We start from the raw sequence: 16977 nt of genomic DNA, 5'->3' as shown, positions 1-16977 counted from the left end.
ATTTACTTGCGCGGACCGCTGCTCATCCCGTCCGGATCGATGGCGAGCACGACGCCTGCGCCACCGCCCTGAGCATAGTGCGCGTGAATATAGAGGTTGAAGATGAACCCCTGCGTCTCGCCTTCCTTCAGCGGCTCCCCGGTATAGCCGTTGCACATGTAGTTGCGACAGCGCAGCGCCGGAAACCCGCCGACTGACACCTCTTCGAGGTCATAAAAGCTCTTGTTGGGGGCAACAGGCGCCGGCGGCGGCGGCAGCGAGGAATTCTCCTTCTTTTCCAGAAACCAGATCGGATCTGTACCCTTGCCGTCATGAAAGCTGTAGCCAGGCGCATGGAGTACGGTCGTGAAAAAGCACATATATTCCACGAAACGGATGTTCTCGAAGCCATAGCCCTGGAATTCGGGATGGCGCGACGGATCGTCCGACTGGGCGAGCTCGAGCAGCCTTTCTTCGGTCGCCTTGAGCCCCCCCTCGCCGATCGGCGCGAACCAACGATTGACGGTCCATATGCCTTCTTCCACGCCGATGTAGAGAAGTGCGACATGCTTGATGGCATTGCCCGGACCGGGCAGGCGGACACTGTCTCCGTAAGTCATTCATTCCCCCTTTTTTGAAAGATCTGTGCCTGAACGGGTGATTGCATCCAGTCTCACGATGGACTCCGCTCGAAATGCCGGGTCCGCCGCTGATCCCGAACGGGTCTGGCTGAGAAACTCCCGCGCCTGACCGGTCAGTCGCGCGACTTCGGACGGGTTGTGCCGGGCACGTGCCACCTCGGCCGCGTCCATGAGGACACGCAAATGCTGTTCGAACCAGAACTGGTTTTCGGGATCGCGCGCGCGCAGGCTCTCCGCCTGCGTTTCCGCTTGCGCAACCAGGGTCGCAGCCTCGTCGAGTTCGCCGCTTTCAAATGCAATGCGGGCAAGCGCGCGGGTCGCAACGAGCGTGTCATAGGCGAGGTCCCCATTGTCGGGGTCCTCGCGCCTGAGCGGCTCGAGAAGTGCCAGGTGACGAAGCCGGTGCCAGCGCGCCGCATCAAAATCGCGTCGATCGAACTGGACGTCCGAAATCCGGGCATGGCGTTCAGCGACCTCCATGCGGGCGTTAAGCGACCTTGGGTCCGCTGCCTGCGATTTCAGGAACCAGTCGAGCGACATCTGGTAGTTTCTGATCGCCTGCGCATGGTTCTTCTGGAATTGCCACTGGACGGCCGCGATGTTGCTGAGCGCATAGCCCGCCTCCATGAAGCTGCGCGATCGTTCGGGCTCGAGCTCCACCAGTCTGCGCGCCCAGTACAGATAGGCGCGGTAATGACCGAGCGCTGCTTCGGCCCGCTCTTCGAGCTGGTCGATCTGGCCGATCCAGAATTCGCTCTGCGCATGGTTGAAGATCCGCTCGGGATCGTCGGGCGCATTTTCGAGGATCGCCTCGGTCGTCCGGTGCGCTTCCCTGAACTTCTGCAATGCCGCGCCCAGGTCGCCACGGGCGATGTCGTCCTCGCCCATGGCGTGGAGAATGCGGGCGCGGCGTTCGAGGCTCTCGTCTGGCAGGCGATCCAGATCGCCCTGTCCCTTGTAATAGTTCATCGCCCGTTCGTTGACCGTCATGAGCGCATCGAGCCGGCCGACGCTGCGCAGTCGCTGTCGCAAATCCGTCAGCATGAACTCGACGATCCCCTCGGCTTCTGCTCGCTGCCTCTCGGCCTCGCGCTGGGCCTGCCAGGCGAAGAGCGACAGCGCGATGAAGCCTAGCGCGACAATGAGCGACAAGACCGTGATGGCCGTCACGCGGCGGATCCGTCTTTGCGCGTCGCGTTGCACGAGGCGGTCCAGCCTTATGTCGGCAAGACCCGCGATCAGCTTGAGCGTTCCCAGTCGCGCGCCGTCGCCTTGCGGGCGCAGATCGGCAGCAAGGGGCTCAGCCCCCTCGATCAGCGCGGCAGGAAAAGCATGGGCGGGGTCGCCCTCGACAATCGCGGCAAGGATCGGACGATCCGGATGGACCTGTCGGAACAGGCGGATTTCCTTGTCGACCCAAAGCGAGGCAGCTGCTGAAGGTGAGCAAAGGACCACCATAACCCCCGAACGCGCAATGCCGTCCTTAACGCTCTGGGAAAGATCGCTCGCTGCGGCCAGTTCGTCCTGATCGCGAAATACAGGGCCCAGGCGGTTCGTGCCGTCCTTTAGTGTCAGGCCTCTGGGCAGTCGATAGCCTTCGATTCGCCGCTGCAACCAGCGAGCCCGGCGGACGTCCTTGTGGCTGTAGCTGAGAAAGGCGACATATGCTGCGGTCTCCATCGCCTCTTCCATAGATCGCTCCGCTGGCCCAAGGCCCGCGTGGTTAGCAAGCTCGAGCCACCATATCTATCATTGATCGCAACGACTTCTGATCTTCACACTGAGTCAGCTTTGGAACGTCCTGTTGAGACAATGGCGGAACCGCTCTCCCGCCGCTGTGCGAGCGCCCGGGCCTGCCGACCGACGGTCTTTCGGCGAGGCTCCTCCAATTCCGCCAGCAACGGGCCGCTCACCCCGACCATGGCCGTTCTCATCACTGGCAGCGTCATCGCGGGCTTTACCCAGAGCAGGGTCACAGTGGCAGCGCTTGCTGCTCCGCCAGCATGCGCGGCTCATTGGTGACGAGGTTCGTGACTGTCAGCCCGAGCAGCCTGATCCCCGGCTCGACCTTTTCCAGACTGTCCACAAGGCCGGCCGCCACATGGGCGATCGAGTCGCGTTCACCAAACGCGGTGCTCAGCGTGCGCGAGCGCGTGATCAGTCGAAAATCGGCATAGCGTACCTTGAGGACGACAGTCCTTCCCCGTGCTCCCGCGCGTTCGATGCGACGCATCAGCCCGTCGAGTATTGGTCCGAGTGCCTCATGGACCGACGCCCTGGTCATGAGGTCGGTCTCGAAGGTCGTCTCTGCGCCAACCGACTTCAAGGGCCTGTCGGGTGTCACTGGCCGGTTGTCGATGCCCTGTGCTGCCAGGTGGAAATATTCGGCGCTGCTTCCGAAATTCTCGGCCAGAAAGGCAAGGCTGAGGGCACGTAGATCGGCACCGGTCCTGATCCCAAGATTTTCCATCTTCCTGCGCGTAACCGGTCCGACACCGCGAAATCTGCCTATGGGGAGCGAGGCGACGAACCCGGCTCCCCTGGCCGGCGTTATCACGCAGATGCCGTCCGGCTTGTTCTGGTCCGAGGCCAGCTTTGCGATAAATTTGTTGTAGGAGACACCCGCGGACGCGGTGAGTGCCGTTTCCGCCTTGATTCGCCTTCTGATCTCCTCTGCGATCGCGGTTGCGGATCCAAGGCCCTGGCGGTCGTCGGTAACGTCCAGATAGGCCTCGTCGAGCGAGAGCGGCTCTATTAGATCGGTATAGCCGGCGAATATTTCATGCACCTGCCGCGATACTGCCCGATAGACGTCGAAGCGTGGGGGGACGAAAACGAGGTCCGGGCATTTACGCCGCGCGGTCACGGACGCCATTGCCGATCGAACCCCGAACGCGCGCGCCTCATAGCTGGCTGCAGCCACCACGCCGCGCGCGCTCCCTCCACCGACAGCCACTGGCTTGCCGCGCAACGCCGGATTGTCGCGCTGCTCCACCGAGGCGAAAAAGGCATCCATGTCGATATGAATGATCTTGCGCACGGTCATGGCGGCGTTTTCGTAGACCAACAGTCTGGCGCATCCAAATGGGATATTGGATGCGCTCGCGTCAATGCACCGAGGCGTCGTCGGCGAGAATCATGTCGAGCCGGTATACAATCCCGATCCAGACAGACTGCGGTTTGCTTTGTGCCGCTTGCAGGAAAGGTTCGAAATCCGCCCCCGAAATAGACGCATTATCTATTTTTTGGGCGTCACCCAGATCGAGACGGGCACGACAAATTTGCCCGGCGCGGGTTTGCCAACATCGATGCGTTCAGCCGTGACCAGCTCTCCGGTCTCCAGATTGAAAGAGATCCAGGGCTTCGGCATGCGACCAAACTTCATGGTCTGAATGGGCTGACCGGTTGCGGTGTTCATGATTGTTGCTGTGATACTCATCAGGCGCCGATAGCGATGCTCGGGCGGCCATGTCCAGCGTCGCGCCATGCGCCTGCAAGCGCGCGCCATTCACCAAGCGATGTACGAATTGAAGCCCGCTCAGTACGCATTGTCTTGAAGAATAAATTCTCGTCGCAGGGAACGAAAGGCTGGTCGCGAGACGGCTTTTTGAGGTCACCTTGGGCGCCTCGTCAAGCGCATAGATGTTCGAAAGATCGCCAGCCTACGAAATTGCGCCCTGTGTCACGATTTGTGCCATCGATTCGCTTGACGATCGACCTCACCTCCTAATAGACTTCAAAAAATCCGCAGATTTCTGCGGCTTTCGCGAGGTGTTAAACGCGGCCGTCGGGTCGGGGGTTCGAATCCCTCATCCGGTACCACCCCAATCCTCGGGATATGGGTGTAAATCATCCCGAGTGAGTTCGGCCTGCAAGGCTCAGGAATGCACGCGCATGGCTGCGAAGCACGGCTTCGGCAGAAGGCGGCCAGGGCGATCCGACCGCAACGCGTCTCCCCGACCCAGCTTCGGGGTCCGCGAAGCCGTGGCCCTGACGGTCGGCGTCGTGGTCGGCGCCGGGATCTACCGGACGCCGCCGCTTGTCGCCGCACAATCGCCCGACGGCGAGACGATGCTGCTCGCCTGGCTGCTCGGCGGCGCGATCTCGATGGTCGGCGCGTTGTGCTACGCGGAACTGGCTTCGACCTTTCCGCACGCCGGGGGTGAATATCATTTCCTCAGACGGGCCTTCGGGCGCCGGTTCGCCTTTCTGTACGGCTGGTCGAGGCTGACGATCATCCAGACCGGGTCGCTGGCGCTGCTCGCCTATGTCTATGGCGACTACGCCACCGAGATCCTCCCGCTGGGGCTTCATTCGGCGTCTATCCATGCCGCAGCAGCGGTGACCGCGGTCACCGCGATCAACTGGGCGGGCGTCACGCATGGATGCCGCACGCAACTCTGGTTGACCGCGGCAGAACTGCTCGGGCTCGGGCTGGTGATCGCCGCAGGGCTGTTGATTGCCCCGAAGTCCGTGGCGGCGACACCGCTCCCGCACGAATCCTCGCTCGGACTCATGCTGGTGTTCGTTCTGCTGACCTATGGGGGCTGGAACGAGTCCGCCTATCTCTCGGCCGAGTTGCGCGACGCGCGGCGACGCATCGTACCGGTGCTCATCGGCAGCCTCGCCCTGATCACCGTGATCTACCTGCTCGTAAATCTCGCTTATCTGCGTGCACTGGGTCTCGCCGGCACGGCCGCATCGCATGCGGTGGCGGCCGATCTGTTGCGACTGGCCTGGGGTCCCGCCGGGGCGGCGATCATTAGCGTCGCAGTGGCCGTAGCCGCGCTCACATCGGCGAACGCGACCGCATTCACCGGCGCACGTTCGGCCTTTGCGCTTGGCCGGGACTTCCCGCGCCTCGTCTTTCTCGGCCGCTGGCAGTCAGAAAAGGGGACGCCGGCCAACGCACTGCTCGTTCAGGGCGGCGCGGCGCTGCTGTTGGTGGGGTTCGGTGCTTTCGCGCGAGACGGCTTCCGGCTGGCGGTCGAATATACCGCGCCGGCCTTCTGGCTCTTCTTTCTGGCAGTTGGGCTGGCGCTGTTCGTGCTCAGGCGGCGCGAACCCGAGATCGAGCGGCCATTCCGGGTTCCGCTTTACCCTGTCATACCCGCGCTCTTCTGCCTCACAAGCGCCTGTCTCCTATACTCAAGCCTTGCCTATACCGGCACCGGCGCCCTTGTCGGTGCAGTCGTCGTGGCTGCCGGTGCGCTGATGCTTCCGTTTGTCGATCGGCGATCGGCCCCACAGGAGAACGCATCATGAAACGGCTCGAGGCGCTGTTCGCCATCCTTTTCGTCGCCATCACACCGCTGCCACCGACCGAGACACACGCCGCCGGAGAACCGGAGCAGCAACGGCGCTTCGCCGCAGAACGCGCGCGCCTCGTGGACGCGATCAGAAACTATGGTCGCCCGATTGGCGAAAGCGCCAACCCCGGGGTGCTCGCCGCGATGCGCGCAGTTCCACGGCACCTGTTCGTTCCGACTGACCAGCGCGCCGAAGCCTATCAGGATTATCCGCTGCCGATCGGCGAAGGCCAGACGATCTCGCAGCCGTCGTTGATCGCGCTGATGACGCACCTGCTCCGCCCGAAAAAGGGAGAGGTGATGCTGGAGGTCGGGACAGGCTCCGGCTATCAGGCGGCAATACTCTCGCGTCTTGTTGGCCGGGTGTATTCGATCGAGATCGTCGAGCCTCTGGCGCGGCAGGCGGCGGCGACGCTCACCCGCCTGGGCTATGCCAATATCGCCGTCAGGCATGGCGACGGCTATGCCGGATGGCCCGAACATGCGCCGTTTGACGGTATCATCGTCACAGCCGGCGCTCCGCATGTTCCCAAGCCGCTGCTGGATCAGCTGAAGCCGGGCGGGCGAATGGTGATTCCTGTCGGACCATCACATTCCACCCAGCGGCTGATGCTGATCACCAAGGACGCGCGCGGCAAAACGGTCGAGCGATTCGTGATCGCGGTGCGCTTCGTACCGCTGACGCGCAAGATACGGAGCTGAATGGCGCTGGCGGGCGATCCCTCGATGGTCGCGCATCCTGTGCTGAGCGATGGGCCGATGATGACCTCACCGCCCGGCGTGAAGCCGTGTGGTCCATCGAAGGCAGTACCCGACCTGTTTGCCGCAGGCGCAACGCGCTGCTTTCACCAGCGACGTCGGCGGATCATGCCCGCCCGCTGACCAGGCGGACATGATCCGATCGCTCACCCCTTCCTGACCGCGATCTTGCGCGTACGGACTTCCGCCTTCTTGTCCTTGGCGAGCGTGAGCTTGAGGACACCATCCTTCACCTCGGCCGAAATACCTTCGGCATCGACGTCGGGCGGAACCGCGAGCTGGCGCCGGAACGCGCCATAGCGGCGTTCACGCAGAAGGAAGCCGCCTTCCTTTTCCTCCTTCTCTTCCTTTTTCTCGCCCGAGATGGTGAGGACGCCATCCGCAAGACTGATGTCGATATCCTGCTCGGACAGGCCCGGCAGCTCGGCGGTCAGGCGATATTCCTTCTCGGTCTCGCTCAGCTCGAGCGCGGGCACGGGTGGCAGATCGGGGCCCCCGAACGCAAAGGCGCCGCGCTGCGGCCGGCCGAAATCGTCGAAAATCCGGTCGATTTCGCTGCGCAGCCAGCCCATCGGTTCGGTCATCTGGCTGGCCAGGTCGAACAGGGACGTCCCCGTCCGTACCCTGGCGGGGACACGGGTTTTGGTATCGGTCATTTCCAGCTCTCCTTCACGTCTGCATGCGGACAACGGCGCCGGGGACACGGGCACATCACGCCCGGTCTGAGCGATCGTGTCGGTGCGATTCTAGGAAAGGGTGCACCACCGCTTCTATTCGGAATGTCCCTTAGGGTACGATCACCGCGGCACCGCTTAGCCGCCCTTCGCGCAGGCGCTCCAGCGCCTCATTTGCCTCGCCCAGTGCGAAGCGCTGGGTCACCGGCCGAACGCCCGCCTTCATCGCCACCTGGAAAAAGGCATGTCCGTCGGCGCGGGTGAGATTGGCGACCGACAGGATCGTCCGTTCGCCCCACAGATCGGCATAGGGAAAGGACGGGATGTCGCTCATATGGATACCGGCACACACCACGCGTCCGCCCTTGCGCACTTGCCGGAGCGCCTGGGGCACGAGCGCGCCCACCGGGGCAAAGATGATCGCGGCGTCGAGGGGCTGCGGCGCAGACTCTTCGGAAGATCCCGCCCAGGTGCAGCCAAGTTTCAGTGCCAGCTGCCGGGCATCGGCATCGGCGGGACGCGTGAACGCGTAAACCTCTCGTCCCTGCCATGCCGCCACCTGCGCGATGATATGGGCCGCAGCCCCGAAGCCATAAAGGCCGATCACGCGCCCTTCGCCCGCCATAGACAGCGCGCGCCAGCCGATCAGTCCGGCGCAGAGCAGGGGCGCGGCCTCGACATCGGTGAGGCCTGTGGGAAGCGCGAAGCAGTAGCGGGCATCGGCGACTGCATGGGTCGCATAGCCACCGTCGCGCGTGCATCCCGTGAATTCCGGGCGATCGCACAAATTCTCGCGACCGGAGCTGCAATAGCTGCAGGTTCCGCAAGTCCAGCCAAGCCAGGGAATGCCAATTCTGTCTCCGATCGAGAAGGACCCGACGCCCTCCCCGAGCGCCTCAACCCGCCCGACGATCTCATGCCCTGGAACGATAGGGGAGCGCGCCGGAATCTCGCCATCGACCACATGGAGATCGGTGCGGCATACGCCGCATGCCGAAACCTTTATCAGCACCTCGCCAGGCCCTGGCGCCGGGACCGCGCGTTCGATGAGCCGCAATGGTGTGTGTGGCTGCTCAAGCAACATGGCTCGACAGGTTTCCATGGCACGATCCTGACATGCGTCCCGGACGCGGTCGCTTCGTAATAGTCCCTAGCGCGCGGCTATGCGCGCCATTCGGACAACTACGTATCATGCCAATGTGCCGCCCGCGCTATGTGGAACAGATATGCGATCAGGGGCCGCTTCAATGGCTGAAATGACGACAGCATGGTCCGTCGACCACAGCGCCTATCCCGTGACCGGCCCGGCAAGCGTTCAGCTCGAGTTTCTTGTGCGTTACGCCGTACTTGCGCCTTCGACGCACAATACGCAGCCCTGGCTCTTCCGCGTGCGGGGTGACTCGCTCGAACTCTTCGCCGATCGTGGCCGCGCGCTTCCAGTGTGCGACCCCGAGGACCGCGAGCTCGTGATCTCGTGCGGTGCCGCGCTTGGCATCGCGCAGCTCGCCGCGCGGAACTTCGGCTATGAAGGGGCGATAGAACTGCTGCCGGCGGGCGGACATCCCGATCTGCTGGCGAGGTTGCGGCTCGGCTCGCGTCGCGCGCCAGACGCTGCCGAAGCGCGGCGCTTCAGGGCCATTCCCGATCGGCGCACGACCCGCACGGCCTTTGCCACAAACGAGATTCCGATCGAGACTCTTGCCACCCTGCAGCGGCTGGCAGCGCATCGTCACGCGACGCTTGTCTATGCAAACACGACAGGCGACCGCGAAGCAATCGCTGAACTTGTCGCAAAGGCCGATCAACTACAGATGCAGAATCCGGCCTTCCGCGCCGAGCTGGCCCAGTGGCTGCGGCCGGGACATGCCCCTGACGGCGATGGAATGTCGATTGCAAGTTTCGGGTACAGGGACAATCTGTCGGGGGCGGCCGCTGCGGTGATCCGCACCTTCGATCTCGGCGCGGGCATCGCTGCGCGCGACCGTCAGCTGGTTGCTGGTTCGCCTGTTCTTGCGCTTCTTTTCACCGATCAGGACGGGCCGGCCAACTGGCTGCGTACGGGAATGGCGCTCGCGGACATATTGCTCGAAGCGACCGCAGCTGGCCTTCAGGCAGCATTTCTGAACCAGCCAGTCGAGATCCCTGAACTCAGAGCCGGGCTAGGCGCGATCGTGGGTTCGCGTCGCATTCCACAGCTTTTGATGCGCTTCGGCCGAGGCCCGAAAGTGCCTCCCTCGGGCAGGCGCGAAGTGCGTCTCGTAATTGGGGGCTAGTGGCTTGCGATACGGCTCGGCCCCGCTCTGCGCCGACCGGTTAGGGAAGCTTACCTATAGCGTGCGCGCTGCCGTGCGGCGAATCTGGGTCCCTGTCTTGCGAAAGGGCCGATCATGAAATCGATTCTTCTCGACGCACATAATGACCGCTGGCTCGCCGCCCGCGTCCAGGCGGCCAGCATCCTTTCAAAGTCGGTCCGCGCGCGGATCACCGCGCTGCAGACGATTGAGGAACCCGCGATGCTCGCCAGCGCGTTGCTCGGCGCCGAACTTCGCGAAACCGAACTGGAGGACAAGCTGGCGCCTGCGCAGGTCGCAGCCGACATCTCGCGCGAATGCGTGCAGGAACTGTTCGGTTCGACGAAGACCGTGGAATGGCGGCGCGATATCGGTGATCGGGGGCAGCGCCTGATGCTTCATGCCAGGCTCGCCGACCTGTGCGTGGTCTCGATCGATGATATGCGCGATTATGGCGGACTGCCTGATGCGATGACCCGTCAATCCCCTTGTCCCATTCTTGCGGTGCCGACCGAGTTCGACCCATTTGATCCACATGCGCCCATTCTCGTGGCCTGGGACGGGTCGTTCTCCGCGAGCCGTGCGCTACGCGCCGCCGTGCCCGTGCTGCGGTGCTCGCGCGCGATCAAGCTCGTTTCGATCGGCCATGATCCCGAGCTCCCGCTCAGCGCAGCTATCGACTATCTGCAGCGGGAGGGCGTTTCCGCGAGCGGGGACGTGCTCCCCGAGAGCGCACCGATCGCCCATGTGCTCGTCGGCGCGGCGGCCGAGCATTGCTCCGGACTGATCGTGCTCGGCGCGGCTGGCCATTCCGCACTGGGTCGGGCATTTTTCGGAAGCGTAGCGCAGGCCTTGCTGAACCGCGACGCCTTCCCGCTCTTCCTCGCGCACTAGGTGGCGCCGTCGCGATCCTGAATTCGAGGCACGCCAGTTTGCCTCAGCGTGCCGCCCGCTCGATCGTCGCGCAGAGCTTGCGCGCGGTTTCCTCGACCTGGAACAGATGCTCGCGCACAAATCGTTCCTTGAGTCCGTCGACGATCGAGGAAAAATGCACATGTTCGACCGACGCCAGCGAAAAGGCATTGGCAAGATAGTCGTCGAAGACTTCGCGCAGCGCGAGCCAGGCGGCCTTTTCGTTGAGCCAGGCCCAGCTGGTTCCCGATGACGTGTAACTGATCATCCGCTTGCCCGTCATGACCGGGTTGAACTCCTGGTTCCGGATCGCATGGTGCGAGAACCCTGCGCCGAGAACGCGATCGACATAGCCCTTGAGCATCGCGGGCGGGGTTCCGAACCAGATGGGATAGATGAGAACGAAGACGTCGGAACCGCCAATCGCGGCCAGCTCGGCGGCGACATCGTCGCTGAGCATGAAATCCGCGCATGTCGGTCGTTCGCTGGCCTTGAGCACGGGATCGAAATTCAGGCCGTAAAGATCGCGCACGACGATCTCGTGTCCCACCTCCTCAACCGTCTGCCGGTAGCGATCGGCCACGCTCGCACAAAAGCTGTCGGGCGCGGGGTGGGTCAGAATGATCGCATGCCGTGGCATGCGTGCCGGGGCTGAAGCGGGAGAAGCACACATGTCGGTCATCCACCTGCCTTGAAGGTCAATCGCAGGAACGTGCGACGGCACGCCCAAAGGTCGCGGCTGCCGCGGGTCCTAGTGCGCCAGCAGAAGCGGTATCGCGCTGCCTGAAATCAGGTCGCGCGTAACGCCGCCTACGACCGTCTCGCGCACGCGCGAGTGCCCATAGGCGCCCATGACGACATAGCCGGCCCTGAGCTGTGCGGCGGCATCAAGCAACACATCGGCGGTCGATCGGCCTTCGCGACGCCATTGATGCAGCTCGGCGGCGATGCCATGACGCGACAGGTAGGACGCGGCTTCGGTTGCGGGGAAATCGTGCATGTCATCGGTCACCTCGACGAGGCAGACCTTGCCCGCGCCGCGGAGCATCGGCAGCGCGAGCCGGAGCGCCTGGGCCGCCTCGAACGAGCCGTTCCAGGCGACCATCGCTGTGCCGGATGCATCCAGCCCCTTGAAGATTGCCGGCACCGCCATGACGGGTGCGCGCGCATGGATCGCGACCTCGGCGGCTATGGGGAGCGGCCGGATGCCTTCGGTCTTGCCGCGAATTGCCTGGCTGAGCACGATCACATCGGCGAGCCTGGATTGGCTGAGCACGGTTTGCACGGCATTGCCGTCGAAATGCAGCCAGTCCCAGCTCGCGCCCTCGCGCGCAAGGTGCGCCTCGACGCGTTCGCGTTCCACCTTTTCCTCGGTGCGAAGCTTCGCCATCAGTTCGGCGCAGCCGTGCATCCCGCCAAAAGGGTCGCCGCCGATGAAATGATCGAAGGGCGTCACCTGCACGCACGAGATATGACCATCGAAGGCGCGCGCGAGATCAAGCGCACATTGCAGCCGTTCTTCCTGATGGTTGTCGGGCCGGATGAGCAAGAGGATCGACTTCATGGACCTGCTCCTGTTGTCCTTGCCCGTCGAGCTTAGGACGCCCCCAGGAGGCCGTAATTAGGTGACTTTACGGAGGGCCGCCTGCTGCGATCGCGCGGCCCGATAATCGGTGAGAATGCCGCGCATCCGGCGTATGGCTTCGCGGCGATTGTGGTCGGCGTCGATCTGTTCCAGCGCGCGTTTGAGATCGACGGTGAAGGCCGCATAGTCGTTCTGCCAGTCACGACCAAGCGCATCGCGCAGGTCCTCGCGCCCCGTCTTCAATCTGCGCGCCAGACCATCGGGCGGCACCGCATAGGTCTCCCCGATCTCGGGTACGAGGATCGAGGCCATCTCGCCCTGGAGCGAACGCCGCAGCGCCTCGATCGCGCCCGGTTCGCCGTGCGTGAGGAAGAGGCTGCCCGAAATGGGTTCTCGGGCATGGATCCAGGCGGCGAGTTCGGTCCTGTCGGCATGCGCCGAATAGCTGTCCATCCGCCTGATCACAGCGCGAACAGCAACGTCTCGCCCCGAAATCCGGACGCGTTTCGCGCCATCGAGGATCGTTCGTCCGAGCGTTCCATCGGCCTGGAATCCGACGAACAGGATAGTCGAGTCGCGGCGGGCGAGGTTCTCGAGCAGATGGTAGCGGACCCGCCCGCCCTCACACATGCCCGAGCCGGCAAGGATGATCGCACCCGACATGTCATTGAGCCGGCGCGAGGCCGCGACGTCCTCCACAAAATGAAAGGCAGGGTGATGAAACACCTCGCCGGACCCCAGATCCTCGAGCTTCGCGGAATATTTCGCAAAGACCTCGGTCGCACGCATCGCCAGCGGCGAATCGATGAACACCTGGGCTGCTTTCAAGGTCCCGGCGTTGATCCGCCGCGCCAGATCGAGCAGCAATTCCTGCGTACGTTCCAGCGCAAAGACCGGTATCACGAGATTTCCGCCACGCGCCATGGCAGCCTTGACCTCGGCTTCCAGCATCCGCCGGCGTTCCTCGATGGTCACGGTTTCGCGCTCGCGATCGCCATAGGTGCTCTCGCAAAAAACGTGGTGAAACCGGGAGGGTGCATCGGGATCGGGATGGAACGCCTTGTGCTCGGGGCCGATGTCACCGGAGAATAGCAGCCTGCTCTGCGCATGACGCAGATCGACCGAGGCCGATCCGAGAATATGGCCCGCGTTCCACAACATTGCCTCAAAACCCGGCGCGGGCGTGAACAGGCTTCCCAACGATATCGGCCGCAACCGGGCAAGCGCGGCCTCTGCGTCCGCGACGGTATAGATCGGCTCGAACGGATCCTCGTCGGCCCGGTCCAGTCTGCGGTTGCGGCGTTCGGCATCCTGTTCCTGCAGACGCGCCGCATCCTTGAGCATCGGAACGAGAAGATCGACGGTTGGCGCGGTCGCCCAGATCGGCCCCGAAAACCCTTCTGCGACGAGACGCGGGACAAGCCCGCTATGATCCAGATGCGCGTGGGTGAGGATCACGGCATCAATCTGCGCAGGATCGAACGCAAAGGGCTCACGGTTGAGTGCTTCCAGCGTTCGCGAGCCCTGGAAGAGGCCGCAATCCACAAGCACGTGCCTGTCGCCCGAAGTGACTTCGAAGCACGAGCCCGTGACCGTGCGACCAGCGCCGTGGATCGTGACCGTGGCGGGATATCCCATGGCAAGCCATCCTCGAAATTCAGATTCACGATGGGACGCGAGACACGCCAAGGATATGCGGGACTCTACCTAGTCGCCGGCCTCGCGCCGGTCGGCAGAATCGGCCACCTGATCGAAAGCGGATCCGGCGCGCGCGCCTCATCCGTATCAATCCCTATTTCATCGGGCAGCGCAAAGTCGCAGCTTTGCGCCATGAGCTGGAAAACAATACGCCTCGAACTTGCGCGAACACCCGAGTTCCCGAACGGGTCTCCGGGCCGCGTCTACCTGCTACGCTTGCCGCTTGATGCCGAGGGACGCATCGACCCGGTTGAATTCCGTGCCGATCCCGAACTTGCCACCGTGCGTCGATACTGGCCCAACGAAGCCGATCAGACGGGCTATGTGATCCGCAGGCCAGGTGGCGGCTGGGCTCTGTCCTATGCCGTGGGCGACGATGACGATGAAGCGATCTTCCATCTGGAAACGCATCCCATTCGCCTCGGTGAATATGTCACGATCACCGAGGCCGATGGCGAGCAATTTCCGTTCCGCGTGATGCGCTGCGAAGGATGACGCTGCGAAGGATGACGCTGCGAAGGATGACAAGGCCAATGTCGAGGAGATCATCGTGCTGAGCAGGATTCCGACCGCCCCCGACATCGTCGCATTCCGACTCTCGGGCACGCTTGAACAGGCCGACGTCGATATTGCCATCCAACTCGTCGATGAGGCGCTGAAAGACAATGACGAGGTGCACCTTTTCTCGGAGGTTGCCGACCTCGAAGGCGTCAGCGCCGAAGCCTGGCATGACAGCATTTCGCGAGGGGCGCACTTGTTGACGCAGCTGAAGCGTTTCGGCCGGATCGCGATCGTCAGCAAGCACGCCTGGGTACGGGCGATGGCGCGGATCGAGAGCGCTCTGCTCCCGCATGTCAGCTACGAAGTCTTCACGCCCGAGGAGCGCCACCGTGCGCTTGCCTGGGTCAAGGGTGAGGAGCGACGGCCGCGAGCGCCAGGCTTTCACCGCCTGTCGACGGGCGACGCACATATCCTTGCCTTCGAACTCGACGGTAAGATCGAGCGCGAGGAAATCCAGGATTTTATCGGGGTGCTCGAAGCCGCAGTCGCATCGGACCAACCGATCCGCGTGCTCGGCCGGATCAAGGATCTCCGGGGTTTCGACCCCGCACTGCTGGCGGACCGCCGCTACCTCGAGCTCAAGCTGAAGCTCGCAAGGCATATCGAACGTTATGCCATCGTCGGTGGGCCGACCTGGCTGCGATCGCTGGTGATGACTCTCGATCCGCTGGTCAGGACCGACATGCGCCATTTCGATGCCGATGAAGAAGACGAGGCGTGGCGCTGGCTGAAGGGCGGCATCGCAGCAAATCCCGAACAGATCGACAAGGCGATCGCGGGCTGATCCTCATTGCGATAGTGCGAGACGACGACCATGACCCCGCCGCAGAGCCTTAGCGCTGCGACAGGCCGGTCCCGTCCTGCAACACCATGGCAGCGCCTTTTTCCGCGATCATCAGCGTCGGCGCGTTGGTGTTGCCCGAGGTGATGCGCGGCATCGCCGATGCGTCGATCACGCGCAGCCTCTCGATACCGCGTACCCGAAGCCGCTCGTCGAGCACCGCACATGGGTCGGACGCAGCCCCCATGGCTGCCGTGCCGACGGGGTGGAAGATGGTCGTGGCCAGTTCGGAAGCCGCCCTGAGCAGATCATCGTCGCTCCGGACGTCGGCACCGGGGCGAAACTCCTCTGGCCTGAAGCAGGCGAGCGGCGCCTGCGCGGCGATCGTGCGCGCGAGCTTGAGGGAGGCGACCGCCACCCGCCGATCTTCATCGGTCGCCAGATAATTGGGTGCGATGACCGGCGGCGCGGCGGCATCGGCGCTTGCCAGCGCCACGCGTCCGCGGCTGGTGGGCCGCAGGTTGCAGACGCTGGCGGTGAAGGCGCCGAACCGATGCAGGCCGTCCCCCCATTTGTCGAGCGACAGGGGCTGAAAATGGAACTGCAGATCGGGTGTGGCCTGATTTTCGGACGATCGTGCAAACATGCCGAGCTGCGACGGCGCCATCGTCAGCGGCCCACGCCGGAACAGCGCATATTCGAGCGCCATGCCGGCACGCCTGAACAGATTGGCGTATTGCGTGTTCAGCGTCGAAACCCCGGTCACCCTGAACACGGGGCGGATCTGCAAATGGTCCTGCAGATTGGCACCCACGCCCGGCAGCGCGTGAACCACGGGAATGTCGAAATCGCGCAGCATTTCGGGTTCGCCGACGCCTGAAAGCTGGAGGATCTTGGGCGAGCCGATCGCGCCGGCAGCCAGTATCACCTCGCCGCTGGCGCGGGCTTCGAAGCGCTCATTGCCGCGACGCAAGACAAGGCCCGTCGCGCGCCTGCCATCGAAGGTGACGCGCTCGACCTCGACACCCGTCTCCAGCCTGAGATTGGGCCGGCTGAGCGCAGGCTTCAGAAACGCGCGCGCGGTACTTACCCGGCGCCCCGCCCGCTGGTTGACCTGAAAATAAGCCGAGCCGGCATTGTCACCGCAATTGAAGTCGCTGACCGGAGCGATGCCGATCTCGGCGCCCGCCGCGCGAATGGCGTCGAGAATGTCCCAGCGCACGCGCGGATTCTCCACCCGCCACTCACCCCCGGCGCGGTGGTGCTCGCCCTCGGGCGCCATGTGATCCTCATGGCGCAGGAAATAAGGCAGCACGCTTTCCCAATCCCAGCCGGTGAGGCCAAGCTGACGCCAGCCGTCATAGTCGGCGGCCTGCCCGCGCATATAGATCATTGCGTTGATCGCCGAACTGCCGCCGATCACCTTGCCGCGGGGATAGGCAAGCCTGCGTCCCGCAAGCCCCTTCTCTTCCACGGTCTCGAACATCCAGTCCGCGCGCGGATTGCCGATGGCAAAGAGATAGCCGACCGGGATGTGGAACCATATCCAGTCGTCCTTGCCGCCCGCCTCGAGCAGAAGCACACGGTTCCTGGGGTCCGCGGAAAGACGATTGGCGAGCAGGCAGCCCGCCGAGCCCGCGCCGGCGATGACATAGTCATAGGTCCCAAAGTCCTTCGCCGGGTCACTCATGCGCACGCTTTCCTCGTTCGGTCCCCTCGGGCAGACCACCAGATGCCGTGGCACGTCAATATGGCGGACCGCAAGACTGCCGGCGCGATGCCGACGG

16 protein-coding genes are annotated in these 16977 nt (G+C 63.7%); 6 read left to right on the top strand and 10 right to left on the bottom strand.

Annotated elements, in window-relative coordinates; genetic code table 11:
- Positions 1 to 2: 2 nt before the first annotated feature.
- The 4 genes from MKI88_RS06355 to MKI88_RS06340 form a co-directional block, all read right to left on the bottom strand.
- Complete coding sequence (locus MKI88_RS06355) at positions 3 to 599, bottom strand: hypothetical protein (protein WP_241630118.1); 597 nt, start codon at positions 597 to 599, stop codon at positions 3 to 5.
- Positions 600 to 2300: a toll/interleukin-1 receptor domain-containing protein gene (locus tag MKI88_RS06350; protein ID WP_241630117.1), complete on the bottom strand. Its 1701-nt coding sequence runs from the start codon at positions 2298 to 2300 to the stop codon at positions 600 to 602. It lies immediately after the preceding gene.
- A gap of 292 nt (positions 2301 to 2592) precedes the next feature.
- Positions 2593 to 3666: a DNA polymerase IV gene (gene dinB / locus MKI88_RS06345; protein WP_241630116.1), complete on the bottom strand. Its 1074-nt coding sequence runs from the start codon at positions 3664 to 3666 to the stop codon at positions 2593 to 2595.
- Between the two features lie 192 nt (positions 3667 to 3858).
- On the bottom strand, positions 3859 to 4059 hold the full coding sequence (locus MKI88_RS06340; protein ID WP_241630169.1) for a hypothetical protein: 201 nt from the start codon (positions 4057 to 4059) through the stop codon (positions 3859 to 3861).
- A 455-nt stretch (positions 4060 to 4514) separates the two neighbouring features.
- Here MKI88_RS06340 and MKI88_RS06335 point away from each other — a divergent pair, with 455 nt between their 5' ends.
- Both MKI88_RS06335 and MKI88_RS06330 read left to right on the top strand, forming a co-directional pair.
- Positions 4515 to 5885, top strand: coding sequence for an APC family permease (locus tag MKI88_RS06335; protein WP_241630115.1), 1371 nt, complete (start codon positions 4515 to 4517; stop codon positions 5883 to 5885).
- A complete protein-coding gene (locus MKI88_RS06330) occupies positions 5882 to 6631 on the top strand; it encodes a protein-L-isoaspartate(D-aspartate) O-methyltransferase (RefSeq protein ID WP_241630114.1) in 750 nt (249 codons plus the stop codon). Before MKI88_RS06335 ends, MKI88_RS06330 begins: the two co-directional genes overlap by 4 nt.
- Before the next feature lie 203 nt (positions 6632 to 6834).
- Here MKI88_RS06330 and MKI88_RS06325 read toward each other — a convergent pair whose 3' ends face one another.
- Both MKI88_RS06325 and MKI88_RS06320 read right to left on the bottom strand, forming a co-directional pair.
- Positions 6835 to 7344 (bottom strand): Hsp20/alpha crystallin family protein, encoded by a 510-nt coding sequence (locus tag MKI88_RS06325; protein ID WP_241630113.1) that lies wholly within the window; start codon positions 7342 to 7344, stop codon positions 6835 to 6837.
- 130 nt (positions 7345 to 7474) lie between these two features.
- Complete coding sequence (locus tag MKI88_RS06320) at positions 7475 to 8464, bottom strand: zinc-dependent alcohol dehydrogenase family protein (RefSeq protein WP_241630112.1); 990 nt, start codon at positions 8462 to 8464, stop codon at positions 7475 to 7477.
- Positions 8465 to 8609: 145 nt separating this feature from the next.
- Here MKI88_RS06320 and MKI88_RS06315 point away from each other — a divergent pair, with 145 nt between their 5' ends.
- Positions 8610 to 9635, top strand: coding sequence for an Acg family FMN-binding oxidoreductase (locus tag MKI88_RS06315; protein ID WP_241630111.1), 1026 nt, complete (start codon positions 8610 to 8612; stop codon positions 9633 to 9635).
- A 114-nt stretch (positions 9636 to 9749) separates the two neighbouring features.
- Positions 9750 to 10547: a universal stress protein gene (locus tag MKI88_RS06310; RefSeq protein ID WP_241630110.1), complete on the top strand. Its 798-nt coding sequence runs from the start codon at positions 9750 to 9752 to the stop codon at positions 10545 to 10547.
- A gap of 43 nt (positions 10548 to 10590) precedes the next feature.
- Here the strand turns inward: MKI88_RS06310 and MKI88_RS06305 are convergent, their stop codons facing one another.
- The 3 genes from MKI88_RS06305 to MKI88_RS06295 all read right to left on the bottom strand — a co-directional run bounded on the left by MKI88_RS06305 (position 10591) and on the right by MKI88_RS06295 (position 13788).
- Complete coding sequence (locus tag MKI88_RS06305) at positions 10591 to 11247, bottom strand: NAD(P)H-dependent oxidoreductase (RefSeq protein ID WP_241630109.1); 657 nt, start codon at positions 11245 to 11247, stop codon at positions 10591 to 10593.
- Positions 11248 to 11316: 69 nt separating this feature from the next.
- Positions 11317 to 12129 carry a universal stress protein gene (locus tag MKI88_RS06300; protein WP_241630108.1) on the bottom strand — a complete coding sequence of 271 codons (813 nt, stop codon included), beginning with the start codon at positions 12127 to 12129 and terminating at the stop codon, positions 11317 to 11319.
- Between the two features lie 57 nt (positions 12130 to 12186).
- Positions 12187 to 13788 carry an MBL fold metallo-hydrolase gene (locus MKI88_RS06295; protein WP_241630107.1) on the bottom strand — a complete coding sequence of 534 codons (1602 nt, stop codon included), beginning with the start codon at positions 13786 to 13788 and terminating at the stop codon, positions 12187 to 12189.
- A 192-nt stretch (positions 13789 to 13980) separates the two neighbouring features.
- Between MKI88_RS06295 and MKI88_RS06290 the strand changes: the two genes are divergently transcribed.
- Entirely contained in the window at positions 13981 to 14343 is a 363-nt protein-coding gene (locus MKI88_RS06290) for a hypothetical protein (protein ID WP_241630106.1), read from the top strand.
- Positions 14344 to 14398: 55 nt separating this feature from the next.
- The gene (locus MKI88_RS06285; protein ID WP_241630105.1) at positions 14399 to 15193 is read left to right on the top strand and encodes an STAS/SEC14 domain-containing protein; all 795 of its coding nucleotides are present in this window, start codon (positions 14399 to 14401) and stop codon (positions 15191 to 15193) included.
- A 49-nt stretch (positions 15194 to 15242) separates the two neighbouring features.
- Here MKI88_RS06285 and MKI88_RS06280 read toward each other — a convergent pair whose 3' ends face one another.
- Positions 15243 to 16880 (bottom strand): GMC family oxidoreductase, encoded by a 1638-nt coding sequence (locus MKI88_RS06280; RefSeq protein ID WP_241630104.1) that lies wholly within the window; start codon positions 16878 to 16880, stop codon positions 15243 to 15245.
- Positions 16881 to 16977: the final 97 nt, after the last annotated feature.

Origin of the sequence: Sphingomonas sp. LaA6.9, assembly GCF_022601895.1 — a bacterium.
GTDB lineage: Bacteria > Pseudomonadota > Alphaproteobacteria > Sphingomonadales > Sphingomonadaceae > Sphingobium_A.
This window is presented reverse-complemented; position numbering and strand designations above follow the sequence as displayed.

Bases quoted from the DNA above. Each gene is read 5' to 3' on its own strand.
- MKI88_RS06355 (WP_241630118.1), bottom strand. From the start codon at position 599: ATGACTTACGGAGACAGTGTCCGCCTGCCCGGTCCGGGCAATGCCATC.
- MKI88_RS06350 (WP_241630117.1), bottom strand. From the start codon at position 2,300: ATGGAGACCGCAGCATATGTCGCCTTTCTCAGCTACAGCCACAAGGAC.
- dinB (WP_241630116.1), bottom strand. From the start codon at position 3,666: ATGACCGTGCGCAAGATCATTCATATCGACATGGATGCCTTTTTCGCC.
- MKI88_RS06340 (WP_241630169.1), bottom strand. From the start codon at position 4,059: ATGAGTATCACAGCAACAATCATGAACACCGCAACCGGTCAGCCCATT.
- MKI88_RS06335 (WP_241630115.1), top strand. From the start codon at position 4,515: ATGGCTGCGAAGCACGGCTTCGGCAGAAGGCGGCCAGGGCGATCCGAC.
- MKI88_RS06330 (WP_241630114.1), top strand. From the start codon at position 5,882: ATGAAACGGCTCGAGGCGCTGTTCGCCATCCTTTTCGTCGCCATCACA.
- MKI88_RS06325 (WP_241630113.1), bottom strand. From the start codon at position 7,344: ATGACCGATACCAAAACCCGTGTCCCCGCCAGGGTACGGACGGGGACG.
- MKI88_RS06320 (WP_241630112.1), bottom strand. From the start codon at position 8,464: ATGGAAACCTGTCGAGCCATGTTGCTTGAGCAGCCACACACACCATTG.
- MKI88_RS06315 (WP_241630111.1), top strand. From the start codon at position 8,610: ATGGCTGAAATGACGACAGCATGGTCCGTCGACCACAGCGCCTATCCC.
- MKI88_RS06310 (WP_241630110.1), top strand. From the start codon at position 9,750: ATGAAATCGATTCTTCTCGACGCACATAATGACCGCTGGCTCGCCGCC.
- MKI88_RS06305 (WP_241630109.1), bottom strand. From the start codon at position 11,247: ATGACCGACATGTGTGCTTCTCCCGCTTCAGCCCCGGCACGCATGCCA.
- MKI88_RS06300 (WP_241630108.1), bottom strand. From the start codon at position 12,129: ATGAAGTCGATCCTCTTGCTCATCCGGCCCGACAACCATCAGGAAGAA.
- MKI88_RS06295 (WP_241630107.1), bottom strand. From the start codon at position 13,788: ATGGGATATCCCGCCACGGTCACGATCCACGGCGCTGGTCGCACGGTC.
- MKI88_RS06290 (WP_241630106.1), top strand. From the start codon at position 13,981: ATGAGCTGGAAAACAATACGCCTCGAACTTGCGCGAACACCCGAGTTC.
- MKI88_RS06280 (WP_241630104.1), bottom strand. From the start codon at position 16,880: ATGAGTGACCCGGCGAAGGACTTTGGGACCTATGACTATGTCATCGCC.